Origin of the sequence: Streptomyces sp. PA03-6a, from assembly GCF_033792765.1 — a bacterium.
Lineage (GTDB): Bacteria > Actinomycetota > Actinomycetes > Streptomycetales > Streptomycetaceae > Actinacidiphila.
On sequence record NZ_JARAVK010000018.1, the window covers coordinates 43082 to 67034 of the forward strand.

24 protein-coding genes and 1 pseudogene are annotated in these 23953 nt (G+C 73.2%); 10 read left to right on the plus strand and 15 right to left on the minus strand.

Annotated elements, in window-relative coordinates:
• The first annotated feature begins 26 nt into the window (after nucleotides 1-26).
• Genes uraD through PV350_RS07140 form a run of 4 tightly spaced genes read left to right on the plus strand, consistent with a single transcriptional unit; the run spans nucleotide 27 to nucleotide 3220 of the window.
• Complete coding sequence (uraD, locus tag PV350_RS07125) at nucleotides 27-539, plus strand: 2-oxo-4-hydroxy-4-carboxy-5-ureidoimidazoline decarboxylase (RefSeq protein WP_499514721.1); 513 nt, start codon at nucleotides 27-29, stop codon at nucleotides 537-539.
• A complete protein-coding gene (gene uraH / locus PV350_RS07130) occupies nucleotides 536-928 on the plus strand; it encodes a hydroxyisourate hydrolase (protein ID WP_500333168.1) in 393 nt (130 codons plus the stop codon). The genes uraD and uraH overlap by 4 nt, the downstream gene beginning before the upstream one ends.
• 7 nt (nucleotides 929-935) lie before the next feature.
• Nucleotides 936-1823, plus strand: coding sequence for a factor-independent urate hydroxylase (gene pucL, locus PV350_RS07135; RefSeq protein WP_499514723.1), 888 nt, complete (start codon nucleotides 936-938; stop codon nucleotides 1821-1823).
• A gap of 11 nt (nucleotides 1824-1834) precedes the next feature.
• Nucleotides 1835-3220, plus strand: a complete 1386-nt coding sequence (locus PV350_RS07140) for an 8-oxoguanine deaminase (protein ID WP_500333169.1) — start codon at nucleotides 1835-1837, stop codon at nucleotides 3218-3220.
• 158 nt (nucleotides 3221-3378) lie between these two features.
• On the opposite strand, the gene PV350_RS07145 is transcribed toward PV350_RS07140, so the two are convergent.
• Together PV350_RS07145 and PV350_RS07150 are read right to left on the minus strand one after the other, a co-directional pair.
• Complete coding sequence (locus PV350_RS07145) at nucleotides 3379-4368, minus strand: hypothetical protein (RefSeq protein ID WP_500333170.1); 990 nt, start codon at nucleotides 4366-4368, stop codon at nucleotides 3379-3381.
• 105 nt (nucleotides 4369-4473) lie between these two features.
• Nucleotides 4474-5565: a PP2C family protein-serine/threonine phosphatase gene (locus PV350_RS07150; protein WP_499514726.1), complete on the minus strand. Its 1092-nt coding sequence runs from the start codon at nucleotides 5563-5565 to the stop codon at nucleotides 4474-4476.
• Nucleotides 5566-5752: 187 nt separating this feature from the next.
• Here PV350_RS07150 and PV350_RS07155 point away from each other — a divergent pair, with 187 nt between their 5' ends.
• The gene (locus PV350_RS07155; RefSeq protein WP_499514727.1) at nucleotides 5753-6073 is read left to right on the plus strand and encodes a nuclear transport factor 2 family protein; all 321 of its coding nucleotides are present in this window, start codon (nucleotides 5753-5755) and stop codon (nucleotides 6071-6073) included.
• A gap of 18 nt (nucleotides 6074-6091) precedes the next feature.
• Here the strand turns inward: PV350_RS07155 and PV350_RS07160 are convergent, their stop codons facing one another.
• The 4 genes from PV350_RS07160 to PV350_RS07175 form a co-directional block, all read right to left on the minus strand.
• On the minus strand, nucleotides 6092-6697 hold the full coding sequence (locus tag PV350_RS07160) for a class I SAM-dependent methyltransferase (RefSeq protein ID WP_500333171.1): 606 nt from the start codon (nucleotides 6695-6697) through the stop codon (nucleotides 6092-6094).
• Nucleotides 6687-6959: a hypothetical protein gene (locus PV350_RS07165; protein WP_500333172.1), complete on the minus strand. Its 273-nt coding sequence runs from the start codon at nucleotides 6957-6959 to the stop codon at nucleotides 6687-6689. Before PV350_RS07165 ends, PV350_RS07160 begins: the two co-directional genes overlap by 11 nt.
• A 121-nt stretch (nucleotides 6960-7080) precedes the next feature.
• Nucleotides 7081-8703, minus strand: coding sequence for a malate synthase A (gene aceB / locus PV350_RS07170; protein WP_500333173.1), 1623 nt, complete (start codon nucleotides 8701-8703; stop codon nucleotides 7081-7083).
• A 172-nt stretch (nucleotides 8704-8875) separates the two neighbouring features.
• Nucleotides 8876-9520, minus strand: a complete 645-nt coding sequence (locus PV350_RS07175) for a nucleotidyltransferase family protein (RefSeq protein ID WP_500333174.1) — start codon at nucleotides 9518-9520, stop codon at nucleotides 8876-8878.
• A 44-nt stretch (nucleotides 9521-9564) separates the two neighbouring features.
• Here PV350_RS07175 and PV350_RS07180 point away from each other — a divergent pair, with 44 nt between their 5' ends.
• Together PV350_RS07180 and PV350_RS07185 are read left to right on the plus strand one after the other, a co-directional pair.
• The gene (locus PV350_RS07180) at nucleotides 9565-10218 is read left to right on the plus strand and encodes a histidine phosphatase family protein (protein ID WP_500333175.1); all 654 of its coding nucleotides are present in this window, start codon (nucleotides 9565-9567) and stop codon (nucleotides 10216-10218) included.
• 175 nt (nucleotides 10219-10393) lie between these two features.
• Nucleotides 10394-10702, plus strand: a complete 309-nt coding sequence (locus PV350_RS07185) for a DUF5955 family protein (protein WP_499514733.1) — start codon at nucleotides 10394-10396, stop codon at nucleotides 10700-10702.
• A 22-nt stretch (nucleotides 10703-10724) separates the two neighbouring features.
• On the opposite strand, the gene PV350_RS07190 is transcribed toward PV350_RS07185, so the two are convergent.
• Nucleotides 10725-11606: an LLM class F420-dependent oxidoreductase gene (locus PV350_RS07190; protein WP_500333176.1), complete on the minus strand. Its 882-nt coding sequence runs from the start codon at nucleotides 11604-11606 to the stop codon at nucleotides 10725-10727.
• A 313-nt stretch (nucleotides 11607-11919) separates the two neighbouring features.
• Complete coding sequence (locus tag PV350_RS07195; RefSeq protein ID WP_499514735.1) at nucleotides 11920-12684, minus strand: IclR family transcriptional regulator; 765 nt, start codon at nucleotides 12682-12684, stop codon at nucleotides 11920-11922.
• Between the two features lie 258 nt (nucleotides 12685-12942).
• On the opposite strand from PV350_RS07195, the gene allB reads away from it, so the two are divergent.
• Both allB and alc read left to right on the plus strand, forming a co-directional pair.
• On the plus strand, nucleotides 12943-14304 hold the full coding sequence (gene allB / locus PV350_RS07200) for an allantoinase AllB (protein WP_500333177.1): 1362 nt from the start codon (nucleotides 12943-12945) through the stop codon (nucleotides 14302-14304).
• Complete coding sequence (gene alc / locus PV350_RS07205; RefSeq protein WP_500333178.1) at nucleotides 14301-15410, plus strand: allantoicase; 1110 nt, start codon at nucleotides 14301-14303, stop codon at nucleotides 15408-15410. Before allB ends, alc begins: the two co-directional genes overlap by 4 nt.
• Nucleotides 15411-15416: 6 nt before the next feature.
• On the opposite strand, the gene PV350_RS07210 is transcribed toward alc, so the two are convergent.
• From PV350_RS07210 to PV350_RS07240, 7 genes and pseudogenes are all read right to left on the minus strand, one after another.
• Complete coding sequence (locus PV350_RS07210) at nucleotides 15417-15680, minus strand: Imm21 family immunity protein (protein WP_500333181.1); 264 nt, start codon at nucleotides 15678-15680, stop codon at nucleotides 15417-15419.
• An 82-nt stretch (nucleotides 15681-15762) separates the two neighbouring features.
• Nucleotides 15763-15846: pseudogene (locus PV350_RS07215) on the minus strand (hypothetical protein); the annotation flags it as partial.
• A gap of 184 nt (nucleotides 15847-16030) precedes the next feature.
• Nucleotides 16031-17986, minus strand: coding sequence for an RICIN domain-containing protein (locus PV350_RS07220; protein ID WP_500333179.1), 1956 nt, complete (start codon nucleotides 17984-17986; stop codon nucleotides 16031-16033).
• A gap of 45 nt (nucleotides 17987-18031) precedes the next feature.
• A complete protein-coding gene (locus PV350_RS07225) occupies nucleotides 18032-19390 on the minus strand; it encodes a GH1 family beta-glucosidase (RefSeq protein ID WP_499514740.1) in 1359 nt (452 codons plus the stop codon).
• Nucleotides 19391-19431: 41 nt separating this feature from the next.
• A complete protein-coding gene (locus PV350_RS07230; protein ID WP_499514741.1) occupies nucleotides 19432-20292 on the minus strand; it encodes a carbohydrate ABC transporter permease in 861 nt (286 codons plus the stop codon).
• Nucleotides 20285-21295 (minus strand): carbohydrate ABC transporter permease, encoded by a 1011-nt coding sequence (locus PV350_RS07235; protein WP_499516975.1) that lies wholly within the window; start codon nucleotides 21293-21295, stop codon nucleotides 20285-20287. The genes PV350_RS07230 and PV350_RS07235 overlap by 8 nt, the downstream gene beginning before the upstream one ends.
• A gap of 14 nt (nucleotides 21296-21309) precedes the next feature.
• Nucleotides 21310-22626 (minus strand): ABC transporter substrate-binding protein, encoded by a 1317-nt coding sequence (locus PV350_RS07240; protein WP_499514742.1) that lies wholly within the window; start codon nucleotides 22624-22626, stop codon nucleotides 21310-21312.
• Nucleotides 22627-22765: 139 nt separating this feature from the next.
• On the opposite strand from PV350_RS07240, the gene PV350_RS07245 reads away from it, so the two are divergent.
• Nucleotides 22766-23953 (plus strand): ROK family transcriptional regulator (locus tag PV350_RS07245; protein ID WP_500333180.1); only part of this gene is annotated, 1188 nt, incomplete at its 3' end.

Here is a 23953-nt window from a genome sequence, read left to right on the forward strand (position 1 = left end):
GTGGTGGGGGCTCCTAGCGTGCCGTTGTGACTTCCAGCCCATCCCCGGGCCTGGCCCGGCTCAACGCCGCCGGCGGACCGGAGGCGGTCGCGCTGCTGCACGAGGTCTGCGCGAGCCGCTCCTGGGGCGCCGCCGTCATGGCGGCCCGCCCGTACGACACCCTCGACGCGCTGCTCGCCGCCTCCGACACCGCGACGGCCGGCCTCACCGCCGGCGACCTGGCCGAGGCGATGGCGGGACACCCGCCGATCGGCCGCCCCCGGCCGGGCGACCCGGTCTCCGCCCGCGAACAGGGCGGGGTGCGGGACTCCGAACGCGAGGAACTGCTCGCCCTGAACCTCGCCTACCAGGAGCGGCACGGCCACGTCTTCCTCATCTGCGCCACCGGCAGGACCGGGGACCAGATGCTGGCCGCGCTCAAGGAGCGCACCGGCAACGACAGCGGCACCGAACGCGAGATCGTCCGCACCGAACTGGGGAAGATCAACCGCATCAGGCTCACCCGGCTCGTCGAGACCGCCGCAGAGGACCCCTCATGACCTCCGTCTCCACGCACGTCCTGGACACCAGCGCCGGCCGCCCCGCGCGGGGCGTCGCCGTCGCCCTGTCGGTGCGCACCGGGAGCGGGGCCCCCTGGGTGCCGCACGGCGCCTCGGCGACCGACGCCGACGGCCGCTGCAAGGACCTGCCCGACCCGCCGGAGGGCACGAGCCACGTACGGCTGGAGTTCGCCACCGAGCCCTACCTCTCCCGTCAGAGCACCGCCCACCGCAGTCGAGCCGAGGACCAGCAGGACGCCCCCCGCACCAGGGACAGCGGAGCCTTCTTCCCGGAGGTGGCGATCGTCTTCGCCGTCGAGCCGGGCGAGCACTACCACGTACCGCTGCTGCTCAACCCGTTCGGCTACTCCGTATACCGAGGGAGCTAGCACCGACATGTCGCCCACCCGACTCGGCCAGAACCAGTACGGCAAGGCGGAGACCCGCGTCGTCCGCGTCACCCGCGACGGCGGGACCCACCACGTCAGGGACCTCAACGTCTCGGTCGCCCTCTCCGGCGCCATGGACGACGTCCACACTTCCGGCAGCAACGCCGCCGTACTGCCCACCGACACCACCAAGAACACCGTCTTCGCCTTCGCCAAGCAGTACGGCATCGACTCCCCCGAGCAGTTCGGCATCCACCTCGCCCGGCACTTCGTCACGAGCCAGGGGTCCATCGAGCGGGCCAGGATCCGCATCGAGGAGTACGCCTGGGAGCGGATCACGCAGGAGCACTCCTTCGTCCGCGGCGGCCGGGAGACCCGCACCACCGAGGTCACCTTCGACGGCGGGCGGTGGCAGGTCGTCTCCGGCCTGAAGGACCTCGTGGTCATGAACACCACCGACTCCGAGTTCTGGGGCTTCGTCAAGGACCGCTACACCACGCTGCCGGAGACCCGTGACCGCGTCCTCGCCACCGAGGTCAGCGCCCGCTGGCGGTTCAGCTGGACCCGCGACGAGGAGCCCGCCCCGCCCTGGGAGGAGTCCTGGGCCGAGGTCCGCCGCCACCTCCTCGACGCCTTCGCCGGCACCTACTCGCTCTCCCTGCAGCAGACGCTGTACGCGATGGGCGAGCGGGTCGTCGAGCACCGCCCCGAGATCGCCGAGGTGCGGCTCTCGCTCCCCAACAAGCACCACTTCCTCGTCGACCTCGAGCCGTTCGGCCTGAAGAACGACACCCCCGACAGTGCGGTGTACTTCGCGGCCGACCGCCCCTACGGCCTCATCGAGGGCACGGTCCTGCGCGACGGTGCCGAGCCCCGCATCCCGGTGACGGACTGAGAGGCCCCGCCATGACCGCCCCAGCAGAGCGCATCGTCATCGAGAACTGCGCCGTCGCCACCGTCGACGCGCACGGCACCGAGCACCCGGCCGGCCACGTCGTCGTCGCCGGCAACCGCATCGAGTCCGTCGGCGCGGGCCCCGCCCCCGCCGCACTCGACGGCGTCGTACGGAGGGTGGACGGCACCGGCCACCTGCTCACCCCCGGCCTGGTCAACACCCACCACCACTTCTACCAGTGGCTCACCCGGGGCCTGGCCACCGACCACAACCTCTTCGACTGGCTCGTCGCCCTCTACCCCGTCTGGGCCCGCATCGACGAGCGGATGACCCACGCGGCCGCCCAGGGCTCCCTGGCGATGATGGCCCGCGGCGGGGTCACCACCGCCATGGACCACCACTACGTCTTCCCACGCGGCACCGGCGACCTGTCCGGCTCCATCATCCGGGCCGCCTCGGACATGGGCGTGCGCTTCACCCTCGCCCGCGGCTCGATGGACCGCGGCGAGTCCGACGGCGGCCTGCCCCCGGACTTCGCCGTCGAGACCCTCGACGAGGCACTCGCCGCCACCGAGGAGACGATCGACCGGCACCACGACGCCTCCCCCGACGCCATGACGCGGATCGCCGTCGCGCCGTGCTCGCCGTTCTCGGTCTCCACCGAACTGCTGCGCCAGGGAGCCGGACTCGCCCGGCGCAAGGGCGTGCGATTGCACACCCACGGCAGCGAGACGGTGGAGGAGGAGCAGTTCTGCAAGGAGCTGTTCGGCATGGGACCGACGGACTACTTCGAGTCCACCGGCTGGCTCGGCGAGGACGTGTGGATGGCGCACTGCGTCCACATGGGCGACTCCGACATCGCCGCCTTCGCCCGCACACGGACCGGTGTCGCCCACTGCCCGTCCTCCAACGCCCGCCTGGCCGCCGGCATCGCCCGCGTCCCCGACATGCTCGCCGCCGGCGTCCCGGTCGGGCTCGGCGTGGACGGCACCGCGTCAAACGAATCGGGCGAGCTGCACACCGAGTTGCGCAACGCGCTGCTCATCAACCGCCTCGGCGCCCACCGCGAGGCGGCGCTGACCGCCCGTCAGGCCCTGCGGCTGGGCACGTACGGCGGCGCCCAGGTGCTCGGCCGGGCCGCGGAGATCGGTTCCCTGGAGCCGGGCAAGCTCGCCGACCTCGTCCTGTGGCGGATGGACACCCTCGCCCACTCCTCGATCGCCGACCCGGTCACCGCGCTGGTCCTCGGCGCGGCGGCCCCTGTCACCCTCTCCCTGGTGAACGGCCGGCCGGTGGTGGAGGACGGCCGGCTCGTCACCGCCGACGAGGAGGCCATCGCGCGCGCCACCCGTGACGAGGCCCGGCGGCTCGCGCGGATCGCGGGCCTGGCGAGCTGACCGCCGCGGTCATCCGCTGACCCCGGCCGGGGGAGGGACGGCCCCCCGGCCGGTGCCGGGCCCCGCCCTGTCCGGGGCGGGGCCCGGCGTTCGGCGTTCGGCGTGCCCAGGCGTTCAGCGCGCCCCTGCCGCCTGCGCCCCGGCCGCTTGGGCCCGGTCTAGCGGGCCGCCGGGCCGCGGCCCTGGGAGCGGCCCTGGGCCTCGCGCCGGACGGCGCCGCCGCGGGCGACGGTGTACAGGTCCGTCGGGACCGGCCAGCCCTTCTGCCCGGCGTGGTCGCCGTTGAGCCTGCGGGCCCACTTGCTGTAGTCGGTCTCCAGACCGTTCCCGGTGATGCGGATGCCGGGCGGCACCATCCGGGCGGCGCCCGAGGCCGGCTCGGCCACGGTGTGCCGCAGGGTGATGAACAGGGCCTGGTTGGCGGGGTGGTCGGGTCCGGCGTCCAGGTGCAGGGCGACGACCTCCCGGCGCACCGGCAGCCACAGCCGCAGCGCGGCCCGGGCCGACCGGGGGAGCGTGAACTCCTGCCGGGTCGCGGCGGTCCGGCCGGGCAGGTTCACGGTGAGCCGGATGCGGGACTCCTGCGCGGACAGGTCGGTGACGTCGGCGGCCACCAGGCCCTCGCGGGGCACCGCCGTCGCCCACAGCACCTCCAGCGCCGCCAGCAGCCGCAACCGGTACGGCTCGCGGCGCGGCTCCACGGGGGTGCTCAGCGCCCGGCGCAGCACGATGTGCCCGGTGAAGTCCAGGGGCTCCTTGGTGTGCTTGGACCACGGGCGCATCCCGCGGGCCTGCCACCCGAACGCGGGGCGCCCGGCGGCCCGGTTGAGGTCGGCGATGCCGTCCATGATGTCGCGCTGGCTCGCCGGGGTGAGCTCCCTGCCCACTTGCCCGGCCCGGGTGCGGTACAGGCCTGCCGCGATGCGGCCGAGCACGGTCCCCGGCCGGCCGGGGTGGCCGAGGACGGCGTCGTCGAACAGGTCGTCGAGGCTGCGCAGCGCCTGCGACGGTACGTCGGCGGCCGCCCGTTCCAGCACGGCGGTGGCCTTCCTCAGCCGTTCCTCCCGGGAACGGGACGTGGCGATGTGCGGGTCGGTCAGGGCACGTTCCAGGACGGCGCGGAGCTGGCGGAGGGCGGGCGCGTTCACGGCAGCAGGGTAGGGGCCGGCGGTGACAGACGGGCGGAGAAAAGTAATGCGAGGGTCGAGAGCACCTCGCGCCGAGGGCGCGCGCGCGCCACGGAGCCGGGCGGTTCAGTCCCGGCAGACCGCCAGGAGTGCCATGTCGTCGCTGCGGGGGCCGCCGGTGTGCGCGTGGACGTCGTCCAGGAGGGCGTCGAGCAGTTCGGCGGGGCCGGTGAACGGCACCCCGGCCAGCCGGGTGACGGGGTCGTAGAAGGTGCCGCCGGCGTCGCGTGCCTCGGTGACGCCGTCGGTGTGCATCAGCAGGGCCGAGCCGGGCGGGAAGGGGACCGTGTCGGCCTCGTCGGTCACGTCGCCGAGGCCCATGCCCAGGGGCAGGGCGTGACCGGCGGGTTCGGCGTAGCGCACGGTGCCGTGGTGCAGCACCAGCGGGGGCGGGTGGCCGCGGTTGACCAGGCGCAGTGCGGTGCCGCCGGGCGGGAACTCGGCGAGGACGGCGGTGGCGAACCACTCCAGGCGGTCCATGCCCTCGCGGCGTTCGGCCTCGCGCCACAGCGCCCGGTCCATCCGTGTCGCCACCCCCGCGAGGGTGGGTTCCTCGTCGGCGGCCATGCGGAACGCGCCGAGCACCACGGTGGCCGCCTCCACGGCCGCCATGCCCTTGCCGCGTACGTCGCCCATGATGCAGCGCAGCCCGTAGGGCGTTTCCTGGACGGCGTAGAGGTCGCCGCCGATCTCCGCCTCGGCCTCCGCGGTCTCGTAGCGGGCGGCGATGCGGTACGGCCCGACGCGCCGCGGTGGCACGGGCAGCACGGCCCGTTGCACGGCGGCGGCGACGCTGCGTGCGGAGCGCAGCCGGACGTCCCGGATGTGGAGCAGGCGGTTGATGAACACGGCGACGACGGCGACCGCGCTGATCGACAGCAGTTCGCTGATGCCGCCGGGGCCGCTGATGTAGCCGAAGTGGCTGAGGATGCCCGCGTCGGCGGCGATGGCGCCCAGCCCGACCAGCACGGTGCCGGTCAGGGACATCAGGGGGGCCGCGAGCATGGGGGCCACGGAGTAGAAGGCGGTGGCGCTGAACTGGGCGGGGGTCAGGTAGTCGACCAGGAAGCCGCCGACGAGCAGCACGACGGGGAGCAGTCGGACGTACCTCAGTACGTCGCGTCCTTCGTCGGGGAGGTCCTCGCCCCCACTCGCCACGCGTGTGCTCCTGCCGTCGCTCTCGGGTCGCCGGACTGGATCCCAGGGTCCCCGTGGTCCCGTCGACGGGCCAGCCGTGGCGGTCCCCGCGGGTGAACGGCGGGGTGGTCGCCGGGCTCCGGGTAGCGCGCCGCGGCCGCTCGGGCGAGGCTGGGGTCACGACCCGTGAGCACAGGGAGCAGCAGCGATGATCCGCACCGACGCCCTCAACGAGCCGGCCGTCCGCGCCTTCGTCTCGGCGGTGAACGCCGGGAACCGAGAGGCCTTCGAGGCCGCGCTCACCGAGAACGCGACGATGTCCGACGACGGCTCCGACCGCAACCTGAAGGAGTGGGCGGACCGCGAGATCTTCGAGTCCCACGGCCACATGGACGTGCAGTCCCAGGACTCCGCGGGGCTCACCCTGATCGCCGACTACCGCAACGACGCGTGGGGCGAGATGCGCACCAAGTGGCGCTTCACCGTGGACGACGGCAAGGTCAGCCGTTTCGACACCGGCCAGGCCTGAGCGGGCCGGCCGGGTGGTTCAGCCGCCCGTCCCTTCGCGGTACGCCAGCAGGTAGCGCCAGAACAGCAGGCGCCTGATGCGGCTGCCCGGCAGCAGTTGGGCCGCTTCGGTACGGATCTGCGGCAGGGGTGTGCCCGGTGGGTGTACGGGGGCCCGGACCGGATGCGGTTCGTGGCCGCGGATCCGGTCGGCGGCGGCGACGGCGAGCCGGGCGGCGGCGTTGACGGGGACGGCGGCCAGGCTCACCGCCCAGTCGGCGGGGGTGCGCTCGGGGTAGCAGCCCAGGACGAGCAGGGTCCCGCCGGGGGCGAGCGCGGCGCGCAGCGCGGTGACCGTGGCGAACGGCACGTGGTGCAGGCTGGCCAGGCAGGTGATGAGGTCGTAGTGGGCGGTGGGGAGGTCCACGCGGGTGACGTCGGCGACGCGGAAGGTGACCCCGGGCGCGGTCCCGGCCGCGGCCACGGCTTCCGGGGAGGCGTCGATCGCGTCGACCCGTAGTCCGCGGGCGGCCAGGCGCCGGGCGAAGCGGCCGGTGCCGCATCCGACGTCCAGGGCGGTGAGCGCGCCGGGCGGGACCTTGCGCAGGAGCAGCCGGTGGTAGTGGTAGTTGTGGTCAAAGGGCATGTGGCGTGCCCTTCCGGGCGATGAGGTCGGCGAGGGGTCCGGGCGTGCCCTTGGCGACGGCGCGCAGGGGGACGCCGGCCTTGGCCGCGTACGGCGTCTTCGTGTCGAGGCAGCCGGAGTCGGCCGTCGCTGCGGCCGGTTCGCCGTCCTCGGGTGCCCCGAGGCCGAGCATGGGGTGCGGGCCGGGGATGGGCCCGTCCGCCTCGCCGTCCACCGATATGTGCAGGCTGGGCCTCACGGCGCGCGGTCGTGGTGCTGGCATGCCGACGATCATGCCAGCGCCCCCTGGCCCGGTGCGTGTGTTTTCCCGTGACGGCCGGCGGGTTCGGCGGGGGTGGCGCGCGGGGCCCCGGCGGGTGCGGCCGGGGTCCCGCGCGGGAGGGTCAGTCGAGCAGTGCGTACGCGGGCAGGGTGAGGAAGTCGACGTAGGTCTCGTCGAGTGCCGTCTTCAGCAGCAGGTCGTGGGCCTGCTGCCAGCGGCCCGCGGCGAAGGCCTGTTCGCCGATGTCCTCGCGGATGGCGGCGAGTTCCCGGTCGGCGAGGGAGCGTACGAGGTCGGTGGTGGCCTTCTCGCCGTTGTCGGCGAAGACGACGCCCGCGTTGACCCACTGCCAGATCTGGGAGCGGGAGATCTCGGCGGTGGCGGCGTCCTCCATGAGGTTGAAGATGGCGACGGCGCCCAGGCCCCGCAGCCATGCCTCGATGTAGCGGGTGCCGACCTGGACGGCGTTGCGCAGTCCCTCGTAGGTGGGCTTCGCCTCCAGGGAGTCGACGGCCAGCAGGTCGGCGGCGGTGACGTGGACGTCCTCGCGGAGCCGGTCCTTCTGGTTCGGCCGGTCGCCGAGGACGGCGTCGAAGGACGCGCGGGCGATCGGCACCAGGTCGGGGTGGGCGACCCAGGAGCCGTCGAAGCCGTCGTGGGCCTCGCGGTCCTTGTCGGCCTTGACCTTCTCGAAGGCGACCGCGTTGACCTCGGCGTCGCGCCGGGAGGGGATGAAGGCGGCCATGCCGCCGATGGCGTGGGCGCCGCGCTTGTGGCAGGTGCGGACCAGGAGTTCGGTGTAGGCGCGCATGAAGGGTGCGGTCATCGTCACGGCGTTGCGGTCGGGCAGGACGAAGCGCTCGCCGGCGTCGCGGAAGTTCTTGACGATGGAGAACAGGTAGTCCCAGCGGCCCGCGTTGAGGCCGGAGGCGTGGTCGCGCAGCTCGTGGAGGATCTCGTCCATCTCGAAGGCCGCGGTGATCGTCTCGATGAGGACGGTGGCGCGGATGGTGCCCTGTGCGATGCCCAGGTGGTCCTGGGCGAAGACGAACACGTCGTTCCACAGGCGGGCTTCGAGGTGGGACTCGGTCTTGGGGAGGTAGAAGTAGGGGCCTTTGCCCTTGGCGAGCAGGCGTCGCGCGTTGTGGAAGAAGTACAGGCCGAAGTCGACGAGGGCGCCGGGGACGGGCTCGCCGTCGACGGTCAGGTGGCGCTCGTCGAGGTGCCAGCCGCGGGGGCGGGTGACGACGGTGGCGAGTTCCGTCTCGTTCTTCAGGGCGTAGGTCTTGCCCTCGGGGGAGGTGAAGTCGATGCGGCGTTCGTAGGCGTCGATGAGGTTGACCTGGCCCCCGATGACGTTCTCCCAGGTGGGGGCGGAGGCGTCCTCGAAGTCGGCGAGCCAGATCCGGGCGCCGGAGTTGAGGGCGTTGATGGTCATCTTGCGGTCGGTGGGGCCGGTGATCTCCACCCGGCGGTCGTCGAGCGCGGCGGGGGCGTCGGCGACGCGCCAGTCGCCCTCGCGGATGTGGGCGGTCTCCGGGAGGAAGTCCAGGGTGCCGGTGCGGGCGATCTCGGCGCGGCGGTCCTTGCGCTTGGCGAGGAGTTCGGCGCGGCGGGGCGCGAACCGGCGGTGCAGTTCGGCGAGGAAGGCGAGCGCCGCGTCGGTGAGCACCTCCTCCGCGCGCTCGACGGGGGGTGCGGTGTCGGCGACGACGGCGTGCGGTGCGGTCCCTGGTGCGGACATGAACCTGACTCTCCTCTTGCCGATGAGGGGTGCCGTGCGGCCGGGGGAGCCGGGCGGCCACCGCGCTCCGGCCCTGGCACGGGGTGCCGGACGGGGCGGTTTTCGGCTGCGAGGCGCGCCGACCGTACGGGCGCTTCTGCTGGGTGGAGCATAGTTTTTGCATGGTGGAAGTTCAACGTTTTGTGGCACCCGGTGCAGGGGGCTCCGGCGGGTGCGCCAGCAGCCACAGGTCGTCCGGGGTGTCGATGTCGGCGGGGACCGCGACGTCCCCGCACTCGACGCGTGCGATCGCCTCCTCGTGCCGCCTCAGGTAGGAGCGTGCCCCCTGGTCGCCGACCGCACTCGCGGCGATCGCCGCCCAGTGGGCCGCGCCCAGCAGGATCGGGTGGCCCCGCCTGCCGCCGTACGTGGCGCAGGCGAGGGTGCGCGGCGAGGCGTAGGCGGCCACCACCCGGGCCACCGCCGTGGCGCCGATCCCGGGCTGGTCCACCAGTGCCACGACCACGGCCGGCGCGCCGGTTCCCGTCAGTGCCTCCAGGCCGGCGCGCAGCGAGGAGCCCATGCCCTGCTCCCAGTGCGGGTTCACGGTGAGGGCGTAGTCGTCCAGGGCGGCCTGTCGGCGCACCTGCGCGGCGGCCGCGCCCAGCACGATGTGCACCGGGCCGCAGCCGCCGGCGCGCAGCGCCCGCGCCGCGTGCTCGACCAGCGGCCGGCCGTCGTACTCCAGCAGCGCCTTCGGGCGGCCGCCCAGCCGTCTGCCCCCGCCGGCCGCCAGCAGCAGTCCGGCGACGGCGCCCGTGCCCGCGTCGCGTTCCATGCCCCCTGGATACCGTGGACGGGGAGCGGGGGAAAGGACCGGCCATGACGCGCTGGATCATCGCCGTACGTCACGGCGAGAGCGAGGCGAACGCGGCCTTCGCCCGCGGCAGGTCCCTGGAGGGGGTCAGGGACGCCGACGTGGCGCTGACCGCGCTCGGGCGGGAGCAGTCGGCCCGGCTCGGCCGCGACCTGCTGGCGCTGCCCGGCGCCGAGGCGCCCGGCCGCGTCGGCTGCTCGCCCTTCGAGCGGGCCCGGCAGACCCTGCGCGCCGTCGAGGAGGCCGGTACGGCCGCGGGCCGCGAACGGCCGCCCGTCACCTACGACGAACGCCTCCGGGACCGCGGCATGGGCGTGCTGGAACTGCTCACCCCGCAGGGGGTCCGCGAGCGCTTCCCGGAGGAGGTGCGGCGGCGCGAGCGCGAGGGCGAGGCCGCCTACCGCCCGCCGGGCGGGGAGTCGCCGCGGGATGTCGAGGCCCGCGTCGGGGACTTCCTGGCGGATGCCGTCGCCCGCCCGGGGCCGCCCCTGCTGCTCGTCACGCACGACGCGGTGGTGCTGGCGCTGCGCCGGCTGCTCGGGCCCCCGCCGCCGGGCGACGCCCGCGTGGTCAACGCCTCGATGGCCCGCTGGCGGCGTGACGGCGCGGGGCACTGGGAACTCGTGGACTGGAACCGAACCGCGGCCCCCGGACGTTAATGTCGGCAAGTCGTCACGGGAGGCAGGAAGTTACGGCGGATTTCGCTCTCCGTATAGCGGGGGAAGCGCTCCGTCGCGTTTACTGTCCTCCCCGATACGGCGGACCGGATGGGGCCGGCCGTCCATGGGAATCACCGGGGGCCTACCTGTGGGGGACGTATCTGTGGTGAAGGACATGGCCGCCCGCGCGGCGGTCGACGACGAGGGGACCCTCGACCCGAGGGTGACCGCCCTGCGGGCCGCGGTCGCCCGTTGTCGCCGTGAACTCGCCGGGTACCGCGCCAACTTACCGGACCGGCACATCGCCGAGGACGAGCTCTCCGCGCTGGCCGCCGCCGCGGCCGCCGGCGTCCCGGACGTCCTGCGGCTGCGTCGCGGCCTGCTCGTGATCGCCGGGGCGCTCGGCTCCGTCAGCGCCCTGGCCGGTGCCCTCACCGAGGTCCGGCGGGCGATCGAGCTGTTCGGCACCCCGCGTCCCGAGTGACGCGGGGTGCCCGCGGGGCCGGTCAGCCGAGCTCGGCCAGCCGGGGGACGGCCGGCGCGCAGTGGCTGTCGATCCAGCCGGCCGGTTCGGCGTCCGGCGGCACCACGATGACCGTGTCGATGCCGAGTTCGGCGTAACCGGCCATCTCGGCGACGAAGGCGTCGGTGTCGCCGGCGCGGAGGGAGTCGCCGACGAAGAGCATGGTCTTGCGGATCCGCGCGTAGTCGCGTCCGGCCTCGTCGCAGTGTGCGCGCAGCACGTCCAGCTTGTGCGCGACGTCGGCGGTCGAGGAGGCGAAGAGGTTGCAGGCGTCCGCGTACCGGGCGACCAGGCGGAGCGTCTTCCGCTCGCCGCCGCCCCCGATCATGATCTCGGGGCGGGGCGTGCTCACCGGGGGCGGCGTGCAGCGGGTCTCCGCCAGCGAGTAGTGCGCGCCCTTGAAGGGGCCGTCGTCGTCCTGGTCCCACATCTGCAGGCAGATCCGCAGCGTCTCCTCCAGCCGCTCGAAGCGCTCCGCGAGCGGCGGGAAGGGCACGCCCAGGCCCAGGTGCTCACGCTCGTACCAGGCCGCGCCGACGCCCAGGGTCGCCCGGCCGCCGGACAGCACGTCGAGGGTGGTCGCGATCTTCGCCAGCAGGCCGGGATGGCGGTAGGTGATCCCCGTGACGAGGACGCCCAGCCGTACGGAGGAGGTGCGGGCGGCGAGGAAGCCCAGCGTCGTGTAGGCCTCCAGCATCGCCGCCTCGGCGCCCCCGTTGTTCTCCATCTGGAAGTAGTGGTCCATCACCGACAGCCAGCCCGCGCCGGCCGACTCGGCGGCCTCGCCGGCCGCGGCGAACGCGGGCGCGAGCCCGGCGGGTCCCTGGGGGTGGTCGAATTTCGTGAGGTGCAGGCCCAGTTGCATGGTTCTCCCCGTCCGGGGTCGTGGTCGCTACGGTGACGACCGTAGGCCTTGGAGTGCGCTCGAGGTCAAGCCACCGTGAGACCGCCGTGAGGTGCCCCGAGCCGCCCTGAGCCGCCCCTCACACCGGTTCCGCGCCGGCCGGCACGGGGTCCTCGGCCGGCTCGGCGCAGCGTCGCCTCGACGTCGCGTGCGACGGCCTGGGCGAGCGGCATCCGCAGCACGAGCGCGATGGGTGCGACCCCGAGGGCCACGACGCCGGCCCCGCCGCCCGCACGGACACCGGACCCGGCGGGCGGAATCGTGACGCCCCGGGTCAGGCGGCGCCGTTGCTGGCCAGCGCGGACGACAGTTGCCGTGCCACGCCCTGCAGCACCGGCACGATCTTCTCCGTGGCCGCCTCGGTCACCCGTCCGGCGGGTCCGGAGATGGAGATGGCGGCGGCCGTGGGGGAGTCGGGGACGGTGACCGCCAGGCAGCGGACCCCCACCTCCTGCTCGTTGTCGTCCACGGCGTAGCCCTGGGCGCGGATGTGCTCCAGTTCCGCGAGGAAGACGTCCGGGTCGACGATGGTCCGCTCGGTGGCCGCCGGCATCCCGGTGCGGGCCAGCAGGGCCCGTACCTCCTCCGGCGGGACGTGCGCCAGCAGGGCCTTGCCGACTCCCGTGGAGTGCGGCAGGACGCGCCGTCCGACCTCGGTGAACATCCGCATCGAGTGCCGCGAGGGGACCTGGGCGACGTAGACGACCTCGTCCCCGTCCAGGAGCGCCATGTTGGCGGTCTCGCCGGTCGCCTCGACCAGTTCCGCCAGGTAGGGGCGGGCCCAGGTGCCCAGGAGGCGGGCCGAGCTCTCGCCGAGGCGGATCAGCCGGGGTCCCAGCGCGTAGCGGCGGTTGGGCTGCTGGCGCACGTAGCCGCAGTCGACCAGGGTGCGCATCAGGCGGTGGATCGTGGGCAGGGGCAGTCCGCTGCTCGCGGACAGTTCGCTGAGGCCCACCTCCCCGCCCGCATCGGCCATCCGCTCCAGCAGGTCGAAGGCGCGTTCGAGGGACTGCACGCCCCCGGCGCGGTCTGACGCCACGTTTCCTCCCCAGGCGGACGGTGTAGTGGTGCAGCCTACCGACCCTGACCAGGCATGCGATCGCCGTTCGGGGCGGTCGTGGGCGCGGCGGTGGCCGGTGGGCGCGGAAAACGCATTCCATTGGGTGGAATTCTCCAACTGTACTGCCGGAGCCTCCCGTGGTGCCCGGGCAGGGGTTGACGCAGGCTCGCGCGCGAGCGGAGGATGCATTTCAACAGAACGTTGAATTTCTGTGGGACGCCGGTGGAAGGGGAACGCGTGTCCGAGGCCGCTGACGGGATCGAACTGGTGCTGCGTTCACCACGGGTGGTCACACCGCACGGCGAGCGCCCCGCCGACGTGGCCGTCGCCGGCGGCCGGATCGCCGCCGTCCTGCCGTACGGGACCGAGCCCCCTCCCGGCGCCCGCCTGGTCGACCTCGGCGCGGACGCCCTGCTCCCCGGCCTGGTCGACACCCACGTGCACGTCAACGACCCCGGCCGCACCGAGTGGGAGGGCTTCGAGACCGCCACCCGGGCGGCCGCCGCCGGCGGCGTCACGACGCTGATCGACATGCCGCTCAACAGCGTCCCCCCGACCACCACCACCGCCCACCTGGAGGTCAAGCGCGCGACCGCCCGCGGCCGGATCCACACCGACGTCGGCTTCTGGGGCGGCGCCGTCCCCGGCAACACCAAGGACCTGCGCCCGCTCCACGACGCCGGGGTCTTCGGCTTCAAGTGCTTCCTGCTGCCCTCGGGCGTCGAGGAGTTCCCGCAGCTCGCCCCGGCCGAACTGGAGGAGGCGATGCGCGAGATCGCCCGCTTCGACGGGCTGCTGATCGTCCACGCCGAGGACCCCCGGCTCATCGACGGCGCCCCGCAGCCCTCCGGGCCCGCGTACGCCGGCTTCCTCGCCTCCCGCCCCCGCGCCGCCGAGAACGCCGCCGTCGAGGCGCTGATCGCCCTCGCCCGCCGCCTGGACTGCCGGGTGCACGTCCTGCACCTGTCCTCCGCCGAGGCCCTGCCCCTGATCGCCGCCGCCCGCCGCGACGGCGTACGCCTGACGGCCGAGACCTGCCCGCACTACCTCACGCTCACCGCCGAGGAGGTCCCGGACGGCGCGACCGAGTTCAAGTGCTGCCCGCCGATCCGCGAGGCGGGCAACCGGGAGGCCCTGTGGCAGGGCCTGCTCGACGGCACCCTCGACTGCGTCGTCTCCGACCACTCGCCCTCCACCGTCGACCTCAAGCACCTCGACACCGGCGACTTCGGCGCCGCCTGGGGCGGGATCTCCTCCCTCCAGCTCGGCCTGCCCGCGATCTGGACCGAGGCCCGCCGGCGTGGCGCCACGCTCGCCGACGTGGTCCGCTGGATGGCGCGGGGCCCGGCGCGGCTGGCCGGACTCACCACCAAGGGCGCCGTCGCGCCGGGCCATGACGCCGACTTCGCCGTCCTGGCGCCCGACGAGAGCTTCACCGTGGACCCGGCGGCGCTCCACCACCGCAACCGGGTCACCGCCTACGCGGGCCGCACCCTCCAGGGGGTCGTACGGAGCACCTGGCTGCGCGGCGAGCGGATCGCCGACCACGGCACCCCGGCCCACCCCTCCGGCCGCCTCATCACAAGGGAGAACGCGTGACCGCCACACCCCGGTACACCGGCGCCGCCCAGCCGTACCCCGGAGGGGACCCCTACGCCGACTACCGCGGCGCCGACCTGCCCTTCACGGGCCTCGTCGACCTCGCCGACCGGCGCCTGGGCGCCGGGGTGATCGCCGCCAACGACGAGTTCTTCGCCGAGCGGGAGAACCTGCTCGTCCCCGGACGCCCCGAGTTCCGCGCCGAGCACTTCGGCCACAAGGGCCAGGTCATGGACGGCTGGGAGACCCGCCGCCGCCGCGGCACCGACGCCGCCGACCCGCACCCCGCCGACGCCGACCACGACTGGGCGCTGATCCGCCTGGCCGCCCCCGGGGTCGTGCGCGGCCTGGTCGTGGACACAGCCCACTTCCGCGGCAACCACCCCCAGCAGATCGCCGTCGAGGCCACCTGCGCGCCCCTGGCCGCCGCGCCCGAGGACCTGCTCGCCGACGGCGTGCGGTGGACGGAACTCGTGCCCCGTACGGCCGTCGGCGGCCACGCCGCCAACGGCTTCGAGACGGCCGTGGAGCGCCGCTTCACCCACCTGCGGCTCAAGCAGTTCCCCGACGGAGGCATCGCCCGGCTCCGCGTCCACGGCGAGGTCGTCCCCGACCCGGCGTGGCTGACCGCGCTCGGCACCTTCGACCTGGTCGCGCTGGAGAACGGCGGCACCGCCGAGGACGTCTCCGACCGCTTCTACTCCTCCCCGTTCAACCCGATCCTGCCGGGCACGTCCCGCCGCATGGGCGACGGCTGGGAGACCCGCCGCCGCCGCGACAAGGGCCACGACTGGGCGCGCTACCGCCTCGCCGGGCAGGGCGTCGTCCGCGCCGCCGAGATCGACACCGGCTACTACAAGGGCAACGCCGCCGGCTGGGCCGCCCTGCTCGGCCGCGACGGCGAGGACGGTAACTGGTTCGAGATCCTGCCCCGCACCCCCCTGCAGCCCGACACCGTCCACCGCTTCGTGGTCGACGTCCCGCCCGCCACCCACGTGCGCCTGGAGACCTACCCCGACGGCGGCATCGCCCGGCTGCGCCTGTGGGGCTCGCTGACCGACGCGGGCGCCGACCGCCTCACCCGGCGGTGGGACGCCCTGGCCTGACGGGCTTCAAGAGGCGGCGGGCACGAGCCGCACCAGACCGAGCGAGGTGCAGTCGCCGGCCGTCGCCTGGACGGCGCGTACCGCCCAGCGGCCCGGAGGCAGTGGGACGGGGGCCTGTTCGGGCCTGCCGCCGCCGGGGTATTCGACGCCCAGCAGGCCGCCCGCCTCGGCGGAGTCCATGAGCACCGCGGGCCCGTCGCTCCGCCACGTCCCGGACGCCTCCCACTCGACGGCGGGATCGGCGAGAACCGCCTCGGCCGCCGCGACCAGTTCGGCCTCGGAGTCGGCGCCGCATCACCCCCGCGAGGTCGTCCACGGCGCAGGCCCGGTCGTAGTCGTCGGGGACGTCCCCGTCGCCGATGACCATCCCCTGCTCCGTGCAGCCGCCCCAGGCGGACAGGGCGGAGACGGGAACGACGATCAGCGGGCCGCCCATGGACTCCACCCACGCGGGGGCAGGCCGGGGCTCCGCGGAGACGTCGGGCGTGAAGGCATCCACGGCGCGAGTATGGCGCGCGGCGCCGACAGTGCGTCCCCTCCGGGGCCCCGGTGCCCCGGAGGGGGGTTGGTGCCGCGCGGCGCCGGCGTCTCCCTCGTACGCCGGCGCCGCGCGGGGTCGGTCAGCCCGCCGGCGTCAGCCGGAAGGACTGGGCGGCGGTGCCGTTACAGGTGTACTGCTGCAGCAGGGCGCCGTCGGCCGTCGAGGCCGCCGTGACGTCCAGGCACTTGCCGCTGTGCCGGGCCGTGAGGACGTACGACCCGTCCGCCTGGAGCACCGGCTTCCACTGCTGGTTGGCGCCCGAGGACCACTGCCAGGTCTGCACCGGCACGGAGTCACCCGTCGCCGACGCCCCGCCGGTGACGTCCCAGACCTGCTCGGTGGCGGTTGCGTTGCGGTTCACCACCCGGTAGTAGCCGCCGTCGGTCGGGCGGAACTGCCACTGCTGGTTGGCCTGCCCGGCGACGCAGCTCCACTGCTGCACCGCGGTGCCGTTGGCGGTGCCCCGGTCCTTGGCGTCCACGCACTTGCCGGAGCCGGCGCCGGCCACCTGGTACCAGGCGGAGGTGCTGATGCCGTCCCCGCCACCGCCGTCACCGCCGGTCGGCGCACCGGACCAGGTGAACGTGGTCGTGGCGCGGGCGGGCAGGCTGTACGAGAAGTGCTGCCCGGCCTCGCGGACCGTGACCTGCTGGGCGGACGACGAGGCGTTGTGGGTGACCAGCACCCGCTGCCCGTCGGTGTTGACGAAGGCCGTGTTCCACACCGGGTCGGTGGCGTTGCTGCCGATCCGCACCGCGCCCGCGCGGACGAACTTCGTCAGCTGGCCCATCGTGTAGTACTCGACGGTGTAGTCGACCTGCCCGCTGCGCGCGTCGCCGTTGTGGACCGTGATCAGGCCGGTGCAGGTGCCGCAGCCGCCCGCGTGCGGGCCCATCGCCTGGTCCAGCGCCAGCGACCACTTCACGTAGGAGCGGGCCCAGTTGCGGGTGAAGCCGGTGATGTCGCGCAGGTCCTCCAGCTGCTGGTCGGTGACCCAGGTGCCGCCGGAGTGCTCGGTCTCGTACTGCGGCACGCCGGGGTACTGGCTCTGCACGGTGCTGCCCAGCGCGTAGTTCGGCGGGGTGGGCGCGTAGCCGTGCCAGGCGACGCCGCCGAAGAGCGGGTCGCCGCGCAGGGCGGCGTCGGCGAGCTGGCCGGCGCCGGTGGTGTTCCAGTCGCCGTGGTTCCAGTCGTGGATCAGCGCCTTGGTGGTGATCCCGGCCAAACGGAACGCGGGGAAGAGGTGGTTCTTGGTGAAGTCCAGCAGCGTGGCCGCCGTCCACTCCATCGTGGGGTAGCCGCTGTTCGCGCCGCAGCACTGGGGTTCGTTCTGCACCGAGACGTAGTCGACGTGGATGCCGCGCTGCTCGTACGCCTGCAGGTACTTCACGAAGTACTGCGCGTAGGTGTCGTAGAACTCCGGCTTCAGCTTGCCCATCTGGGTCAGCTTGCCGTTGTCCTTCATCCACGCCGGCGCCGACCACGGCACCGCCATGATCTTCAGTGCCGGGTTGAGCTGGCGCGCCTGCTGGGTCAGCGGCAGGACGTCGGCCAGGTCCCGGGAGATGGAGAAGTCCGACAGGTCGCAGCAGGTGTCGTCGTACGTGTAGTGACTGCGCGCGATGTCCGAGGCGCCCATGGGGTTCCGCAGGAAGCCCAGGCCGATGCCCTCCGTGGGGGAGAACAGCTTGCGCATCGTGGCGTCACGGGTGGCCGCCGACAGCGCGCCGGAGGAGTTCATCAGCCAGGCGGCGCTGTCGGTGAAGGACGCCCCGCCGCCCTCGAAGGGCTGGTAGCGGGCGGCGGGGTCGACCGTGATGACCGTGCCGCCGCTGCCGTTGCCCGCCTCGAAGGCGGCCGGGGTCTGCGCCTGTAGGCCCTTGACGACGGTCCTGCCGTCGGAGGTGGTGGTCATGGTGACCTGGACGGCCGTGGCGGCGGCCGCTCCCGGTCCGGCGAGCACCAGCCCGGCTAACGCCGCGGCGACCGCCGCGAGCACGGCGACCAGGCGTCTGACGTGGGGGGAGTGTGGCATCGCGGATCTCCTGTGTGGGGGGTGGAGACGGGATGGCGAGGGAGGTCAGGCCGCGCTGCGGGCGCGGCGCCGGTGGGCGGCGATGATGTCGGCGTAGCGGCGGCCGCTGCCCTTCACGGTCCGGCGCTGGGTCGCGTAGTCGACGTGGACGAGGCCGAAGCGCTTGGCGTAGCCGTACGCCCACTCGAAGTTGTCCAGCAGCGACCAGGCGAAGTAGCCGGCGAGCGGGGCACCGCCGCGCACGGCACGGGCGCAGGCCGCCAGGTGCTCCTCCAGGTAGGCGGTGCGCTCGGGGTCGTGGACCTGCCCGTCGGGGCCGACGTGGTCCTCGTACGCCGAGCCGTTCTCGGTGACGTAGATCTTGCGGGCGCCGTACTCCTCGGTCAGCCGCAGCAGCAGCCGCTCCAGACCGCCGGCGTGCACCTCCCAGTCCATCGCGGTGCGGCGGACGTCCGGGACGCGTACGGCACGGGTGTGGGGGACCGGCCCCGACGGGTCGTCGGCAACGATGTCACGGAAGTAGTAGTTGAGGCCCAGCCAGTCCAGCGGCGCGGCGATGGTCTCCATGTCACCCGTCTGCACGGGCAGTTCGACCCCGTACAGCTCCAGCATGTCCTGCGGGTAGCCGCGGCCGTGGATCGGGTCCAGCCACCAGCGGTTGGTGTGGCCGTCGGAGCGCAGCGCCGCGGCGACGTCCTCGGGACGGTCGGAGGCCGGCTCGCAGGGGCTGAGGTTGTTGACGATGCCGATCTGCGCGTGCGGGACCGCGGCGCGCAGCGCCTGCACCGCCAGGCCGTGGCCCAGGTGCAGGTGGTACGAGGCGCGGACGGCGGCCGTCAGGTCGGTGAGGCCGGGGGCCATCACGCCCTGCAGGTGGCCGATCCAGGCCGAGCACAGCGGCTCGTTGAGCGTCGCCCAGTGGGTGACCCGGTCCCCGAGCCGCTCGGCCACCACGGCCGCGTAGTCGGCGAAGCGCAGCGCGGTCTCGCGCTCCGGCCAGCCGCCGCGGTCCTGCTGCGCCTGCGGCAGGTCCCAGTGGTACAGGGTGGGGAAGGGGGTGATGCCGGCCTCCAGCAGGCCGTCGACCAGGCGGTCGTAGAAGGCCAGGCCCGCGGGGTTGACCGGCCCGCCGCCCTGCGGCATCACGCGCGGCCAGGCGAGGGAGAAGCGGTACGCGTCCAGACCGAGCCGGCCCATCAGGCCGATGTCCTCCGGCACGCGGTGGTAGTGGTCGCAGGCGACGTCACCGGTGTCGCCGCCTGCGACCTTCCCCGGCGTGCGGGAGAAGGTGTCCCAGATGGATGGTGCACGGCCGTCCTCGGCCACGGCTCCTTCGATCTGGTAAGCGGCCGTCGCGGCGCCCCACACGAATCCGTCGGGGAGGGCGCTGAGGTCGAGGGTCACGGACTGCCTTTCGTTCGGGGGACGCTGAGGGGCGGTGGGGCTCACTTGACGGCGCCGGCGGTCAGCCCGGCGACGAGGTAGCGCTGCAGGAGCAGGAACCCGGCGACCACGGGCACGCTCACCACGAGCGAGGCGGCCATGACCTGGTTCCAGTACACGTCGGTCTGGGTGGCGTAGCCCTGAAGGCCGACGGCGAGCGTGCGGGTGGTGTCGTTGGTCATGACGGAGGCGAACAGGACCTCGCCCCAAGCCGTCATGAAGGCGTACACGCAGACCGCGACGATGCCGGGCACGGCGGCCGGGACGACCACCCGGAACAGCGCGCCCAGCGGCCCGCAGCCGTCGACCATGGCGGCCTCGTCCAGGTCCCGGGGGATCGAGTCGAAGTAGCCCGCCAGCATCCAGATGGAGAAGGGGAGCGAGAAGGTGAGGTAGGTCAGGATCAGGCCGCCGCGGCTGCCGTACAGGGCGATGCCCGTCGCGTTCCCGAGGTTGACGAAGATCAGGAAGAGCGGCAGCAGGAAGAGGATGCCGGGGAACATCTGGGTGGACAGGATCGTCACCGAGAAGAAGCGGCGCCCCTTGAAGTCGTAGCGGCTCACCGCGTACGCCGCGAAGATCGCCACCGCGACCGAGCACAGCGTCGCCCCGCCCGCCACGAGCAGCGAGTTCACGAAGTACCGCGCGAGCGGCACGGTGTGCCAGATGTCGGCGTAGGGGCGCAGGGTGAAGCCGCTGGGGAACCAGCGGAACGGGCCCTGCACGTCCTGCAGCGGCTTCAGCGACGAGACGACCATGACGAACACCGGCGCCAGCGCGAAGGCCGTCAGCACGGTCAGCACGATCCGGCGGGTCCACACGAAGGAGCGCGGCGCGGCCATGGGGCTGCGGACGTCAGGCATCCTTCCTCCTCAGGGAGGTCGCGAGCAGGTAGAGCACCGTCACGACGAGCAGGAACAGCAGCAGGAGCACGGACATCGCCGAGCCGGAGCCGAAGTTCCAGGTCACGAAGGACGACTGGTAGATGTGGATCGAGATCAGGTCCGCGGCGTCCGGCGCCGCCCGCCCGAACAGCACGTAGGGCGTGTTGAAGTCGTTGAACGTCCACAGGAACAGCACCAGCACCAGCACCTGGTTGACCGGGCGCAGCGACGGCAGGGTGATCCTGCGGATCTGCTGCCAGATCCCGGCGCCGTCCATCGCCGCCGCCTCGTACAGCTCGCGCGGGATGTTCTGCAGACCGGCCATCAGGCACAGGAAGGCGAACGGCCACTGCCGCCACACCGACACCGTCACCAGCGCGTAGAAGCTGTTGTCGCCGATCAGCCAGAAGGGCCGGCCGTCGGTGAGGTGCAGCTGGTCGTGGATGACGTGGTTGATCATGCCGGTGTCGCGCTGGAACATGAACGACCAGGTGATCACCGCCGCGTAGACCGGCAGCGCGTACGGCACCAGGAAGACCGCGCGCAGCAGTCCGCGGCCGCGGAAGGCGTCCTGCATGAGGATGGCGGCGGCGGTGCCGAACAGCCAGGACAGCCCGACCGCCAGCACCGTGAACTCACAGGTGACGAGGAAGGACTTGAGCAGGTCCTCGCCGACCGGGGCGTTGAAGTCCACCGCCACGCGGTAGTTGTCCAGGCCCTTCCAGGGGGCGGCGGACCAGTCGCTGATGAAGAACTGCGTGAGCTCCTTGAAGCTCATCACGACGCCGACGACCATCGGCACCAGGTGGATGAGCAGTTCCAGCGCGAGGGCCGGCAGCAGCAGGACGTACGGGAGCGACGCGCGCCGCAGCCGCGCCGGCAGGCGCAGCCGCGACAGCGGGGCCCTCCCCCCGGCGGCCCGCCGGCCGCCGGGGGAAGGCGTCTTGGAGCTGTGCCGGACGGGCGGCACGGTGGCGGTCATCGGTTCCTTCACGCTCACGACGCCGGCATCTGCTGCTGGGCCTTTTCGAGGGCGGCCTTGACGCTGTCGGTGGTGACCGGCTTGCCGGCGGCGGCGTCGGCGAACAGGTCCTTCATCGCGGTGCCGACGGCGGTCTCGAACTGGCTCTCGTTGGCGACCTGCGGCAGCGGCGCCGCGCTGTTGGCGAGCGCGTCCGCGAGGACCTTCAGGTCCGGGGTGGCGAAGGCCGGGTCGGACTGGGCGGCCTTGACCGGCGGGAGCGAGCCGTAGGTGCCGTTGAGGAGTTTCTGCTCGTCGTCGCTGGTCATGAACTTCACGAACTTCAGGGCGCCGTCGACGTTGTCGGTCTTCTTGAAGACGGCCAGGTTGATGCCCGCGACCATCGAGTTCACGGCGGTGTCGCCGGAGGCGCCGGCGGCCTGGAACGGCACCTGGGCGACGCCGTAGTCCTCGGGCTTCATGCCGTGGGACTTCAGCGAGGAGCCGGCGGCCTGCCACAGCAGCATGGCGGCCTTGCCGGTGGCGAAGTCGGCGACGGACTGGTTGGCGGCGTACTCGGCGTTGCCGGGGGCCGCGATCTTGTCCTTGGCGATGAAGTCGATGTACTGCTTGACGGCCGCGACCGCCTCGGGGGTGGTGAACGTCGGCTTGCCCGAGGCGTCGAAGAAGTCGGCGCCGTGCTGCTTGCCGAAGACGAAGGCGTGGTGGACGTTCTCGGAGAGGTTGCCGCCCTCGACGGCGAGGCCGTACTTGCCGCCCTTGGTGAGCTTCTTGCCGTCGGCGACGAGCTCGTCCCAGGTGGCGGGCGGGTTGGCTATGCCCGCGTCGGCGAACATCTTCTTGTTGTAGTACAGGCCGTACGCCAGCGAGTACAGCGGGACCGCGGCCGGGTCCTTGCCCTCGGCGCCCGTCGCGCCCAGGGCCGAGGAGACGAAGCGGTCCTTGCCGCCGATGGCGTCGAAGGCCTTGGCGTCGAAGGGGCGCAGCGCGCCGGTGGCCTGCAGCGAGGCGGACCAGGTGTTGCCGATGTTGAGCACGTCGGGGCCCTGGCCGGAGGTGGCCGCGGCGAGGATCCGGTTGAGCAGGTCGGACCACGGGATGACCTCGAGCTTGACCTTGATCCCGGTCTGCTTCTCGAACTTCTTGAGCTCGGGCGTCAGGGTGGCCTTGTCCGCCTCGAGGCTGGCGCCCTGGTTGCTGGCCCAGTAGGTGAGCTCCTTGGGGCTGCCGTTGCCGCTGCCGTCGGTCGAGGAGCCGCCGCCGCACGCGGTGGCGGAGGCGATGAGCGCGGCCGCGAGCGTCACGGCGGCCGTGGTACGGGTGATGTGCATGACCGGGGATCCCTCTCCAGGGTGGGTGCCTTCGGGAAGTGAAGAACGTCACGCCTTAATTCAAGGCGTGATTTAACGTCTGAGAAAACCTGGCGTCAAGACTTGGCGCAGCGATAGATTCAGCCGGGGAGGGAGCACCATGGCAGACCGAGGCAAGCGGACCGTACGCGACCTGCGGCGGGGCAACCGTTCGGCGCTCTTGCGTCACCTGTACTTCGAAGGACCCCTCAGCCGTCAGGAGTTGGCCAGGGACACCGGACTGAGCACAGGTTCCATCAGCAACGTCGTGGCCGAGCTGATCGCCGACGGCGTCGTCGAGGAGGCCGGCTCCGTGGAGTCCGACGGCGGGCGCCCCCGCGTCATGCTCAAGGTCGCCCCCCGCCACGGCTTCCTCATCGGGGTCGACGTCGGCGAGACCCGGGTCCGCGTCACCCTCTTCGACCTCGCCCTCACCGAACTGTCCTCCACCGACCGACCGCTGGCCGACAGCGGTCACGACGTCGCCCTGGTCGTCCAGCTCATCCTCGACGGCCTCTCCGTCGTCCTGGAGGACAGCCGCGTCGATCCCGCCCTCGTGCTCGGCGTGGGCATCGGCGTGCCCGGCATCGTCGAGCAGGGCACCGGCGGCGCGGGCGCGGTCGTCCACGGCCAGACCATCGACTGGGACGCCGTCCCCCTCGGCGCGCTGCTCGCCGAGGGCACCGCCCTGCCGCTCCACATCGACAACGGCGCCAAGACCCTCGGCCAGGCCGAGATGTGGTTCGGCGCCGGGCGGGGCGCCCGCAACGCCGTGATCGCGCTGCTCGGCTCCGGGGTCGGCGCCTGCGTGGTCGCCGACGGCAAGCCGTACCGCGGCGCCAGCAGCAGCGCGGGGGAGTGGGGCCACACCACCCTCCAGGTCGGCGGGCGGCGCTGCCGCTGCGGCGCCCGCGGCTGCCTGGAGGCCTACGTCGGCGCCGAGGCGCTCATCGAACGCTGGGACGCGCCGACCGGGGTGAGCGAGGAGGCCGCGATCGCCGCCCTCCTCGACGCCGCCGAGGCCGGTGAGACCGCCGCCGTCGCGCTGCTCGACGAGACCGCCGAGTACCTCGGCGCGGGCATCGCCGACCTCGTCAACCTCTTCAACCCCGAGCGCATCGTGCTGTCCGGCTGGACCGGCCTGATGATCGGCCCCCGGCTGCTCGACGCGGTCCGCGAGGCCACCGCCGCCTACGCGCTGCACCACCCCTGCGCCCAGACCTCCATCGAGCTGGGCCGGCTCGGGACGGACGCGGTCACGGTCGGCGCCGCCACCCTGCCGCTCGCCCGCTTCCTCGACGCCGGCGGC

Coding starts and splice junctions, on each gene's coding strand:
- uraH (WP_500333168.1), top strand. CDS start 536: ATGACCTCCGTCTCCACGCACGTCCTGGACACCAGCGCCGGCCGCCCC.
- pucL (WP_499514723.1), top strand. CDS start 936: ATGTCGCCCACCCGACTCGGCCAGAACCAGTACGGCAAGGCGGAGACC.
- PV350_RS07140 (WP_500333169.1), top strand. CDS start 1,835: ATGACCGCCCCAGCAGAGCGCATCGTCATCGAGAACTGCGCCGTCGCC.
- PV350_RS07155 (WP_499514727.1), top strand. CDS start 5,753: ATGATCCGCACCGACGCCCTCAACGAGCCGGCCGTCCGCGCCTTCGTC.
- PV350_RS07160 (WP_500333171.1), bottom strand. CDS start 6,697: ATGCCCTTTGACCACAACTACCACTACCACCGGCTGCTCCTGCGCAAG.
- PV350_RS07165 (WP_500333172.1), bottom strand. CDS start 6,959: ATGCCAGCACCACGACCGCGCGCCGTGAGGCCCAGCCTGCACATATCG.
- aceB (WP_500333173.1), bottom strand. CDS start 8,703: ATGTCCGCACCAGGGACCGCACCGCACGCCGTCGTCGCCGACACCGCA.
- PV350_RS07175 (WP_500333174.1), bottom strand. CDS start 9,520: ATGGAACGCGACGCGGGCACGGGCGCCGTCGCCGGACTGCTGCTGGCG.
- PV350_RS07180 (WP_500333175.1), top strand. CDS start 9,565: ATGACGCGCTGGATCATCGCCGTACGTCACGGCGAGAGCGAGGCGAAC.
- PV350_RS07185 (WP_499514733.1), top strand. CDS start 10,394: ATGGCCGCCCGCGCGGCGGTCGACGACGAGGGGACCCTCGACCCGAGG.
- PV350_RS07190 (WP_500333176.1), bottom strand. CDS start 11,606: ATGCAACTGGGCCTGCACCTCACGAAATTCGACCACCCCCAGGGACCC.
- PV350_RS07220 (WP_500333179.1), bottom strand. CDS start 17,986: ATGCCACACTCCCCCCACGTCAGACGCCTGGTCGCCGTGCTCGCGGCG.
- PV350_RS07230 (WP_499514741.1), bottom strand. CDS start 20,292: ATGCCTGACGTCCGCAGCCCCATGGCCGCGCCGCGCTCCTTCGTGTGG.
- PV350_RS07235 (WP_499516975.1), bottom strand. CDS start 21,295: ATGACCGCCACCGTGCCGCCCGTCCGGCACAGCTCCAAGACGCCTTCC.
- PV350_RS07240 (WP_499514742.1), bottom strand. CDS start 22,626: ATGCACATCACCCGTACCACGGCCGCCGTGACGCTCGCGGCCGCGCTC.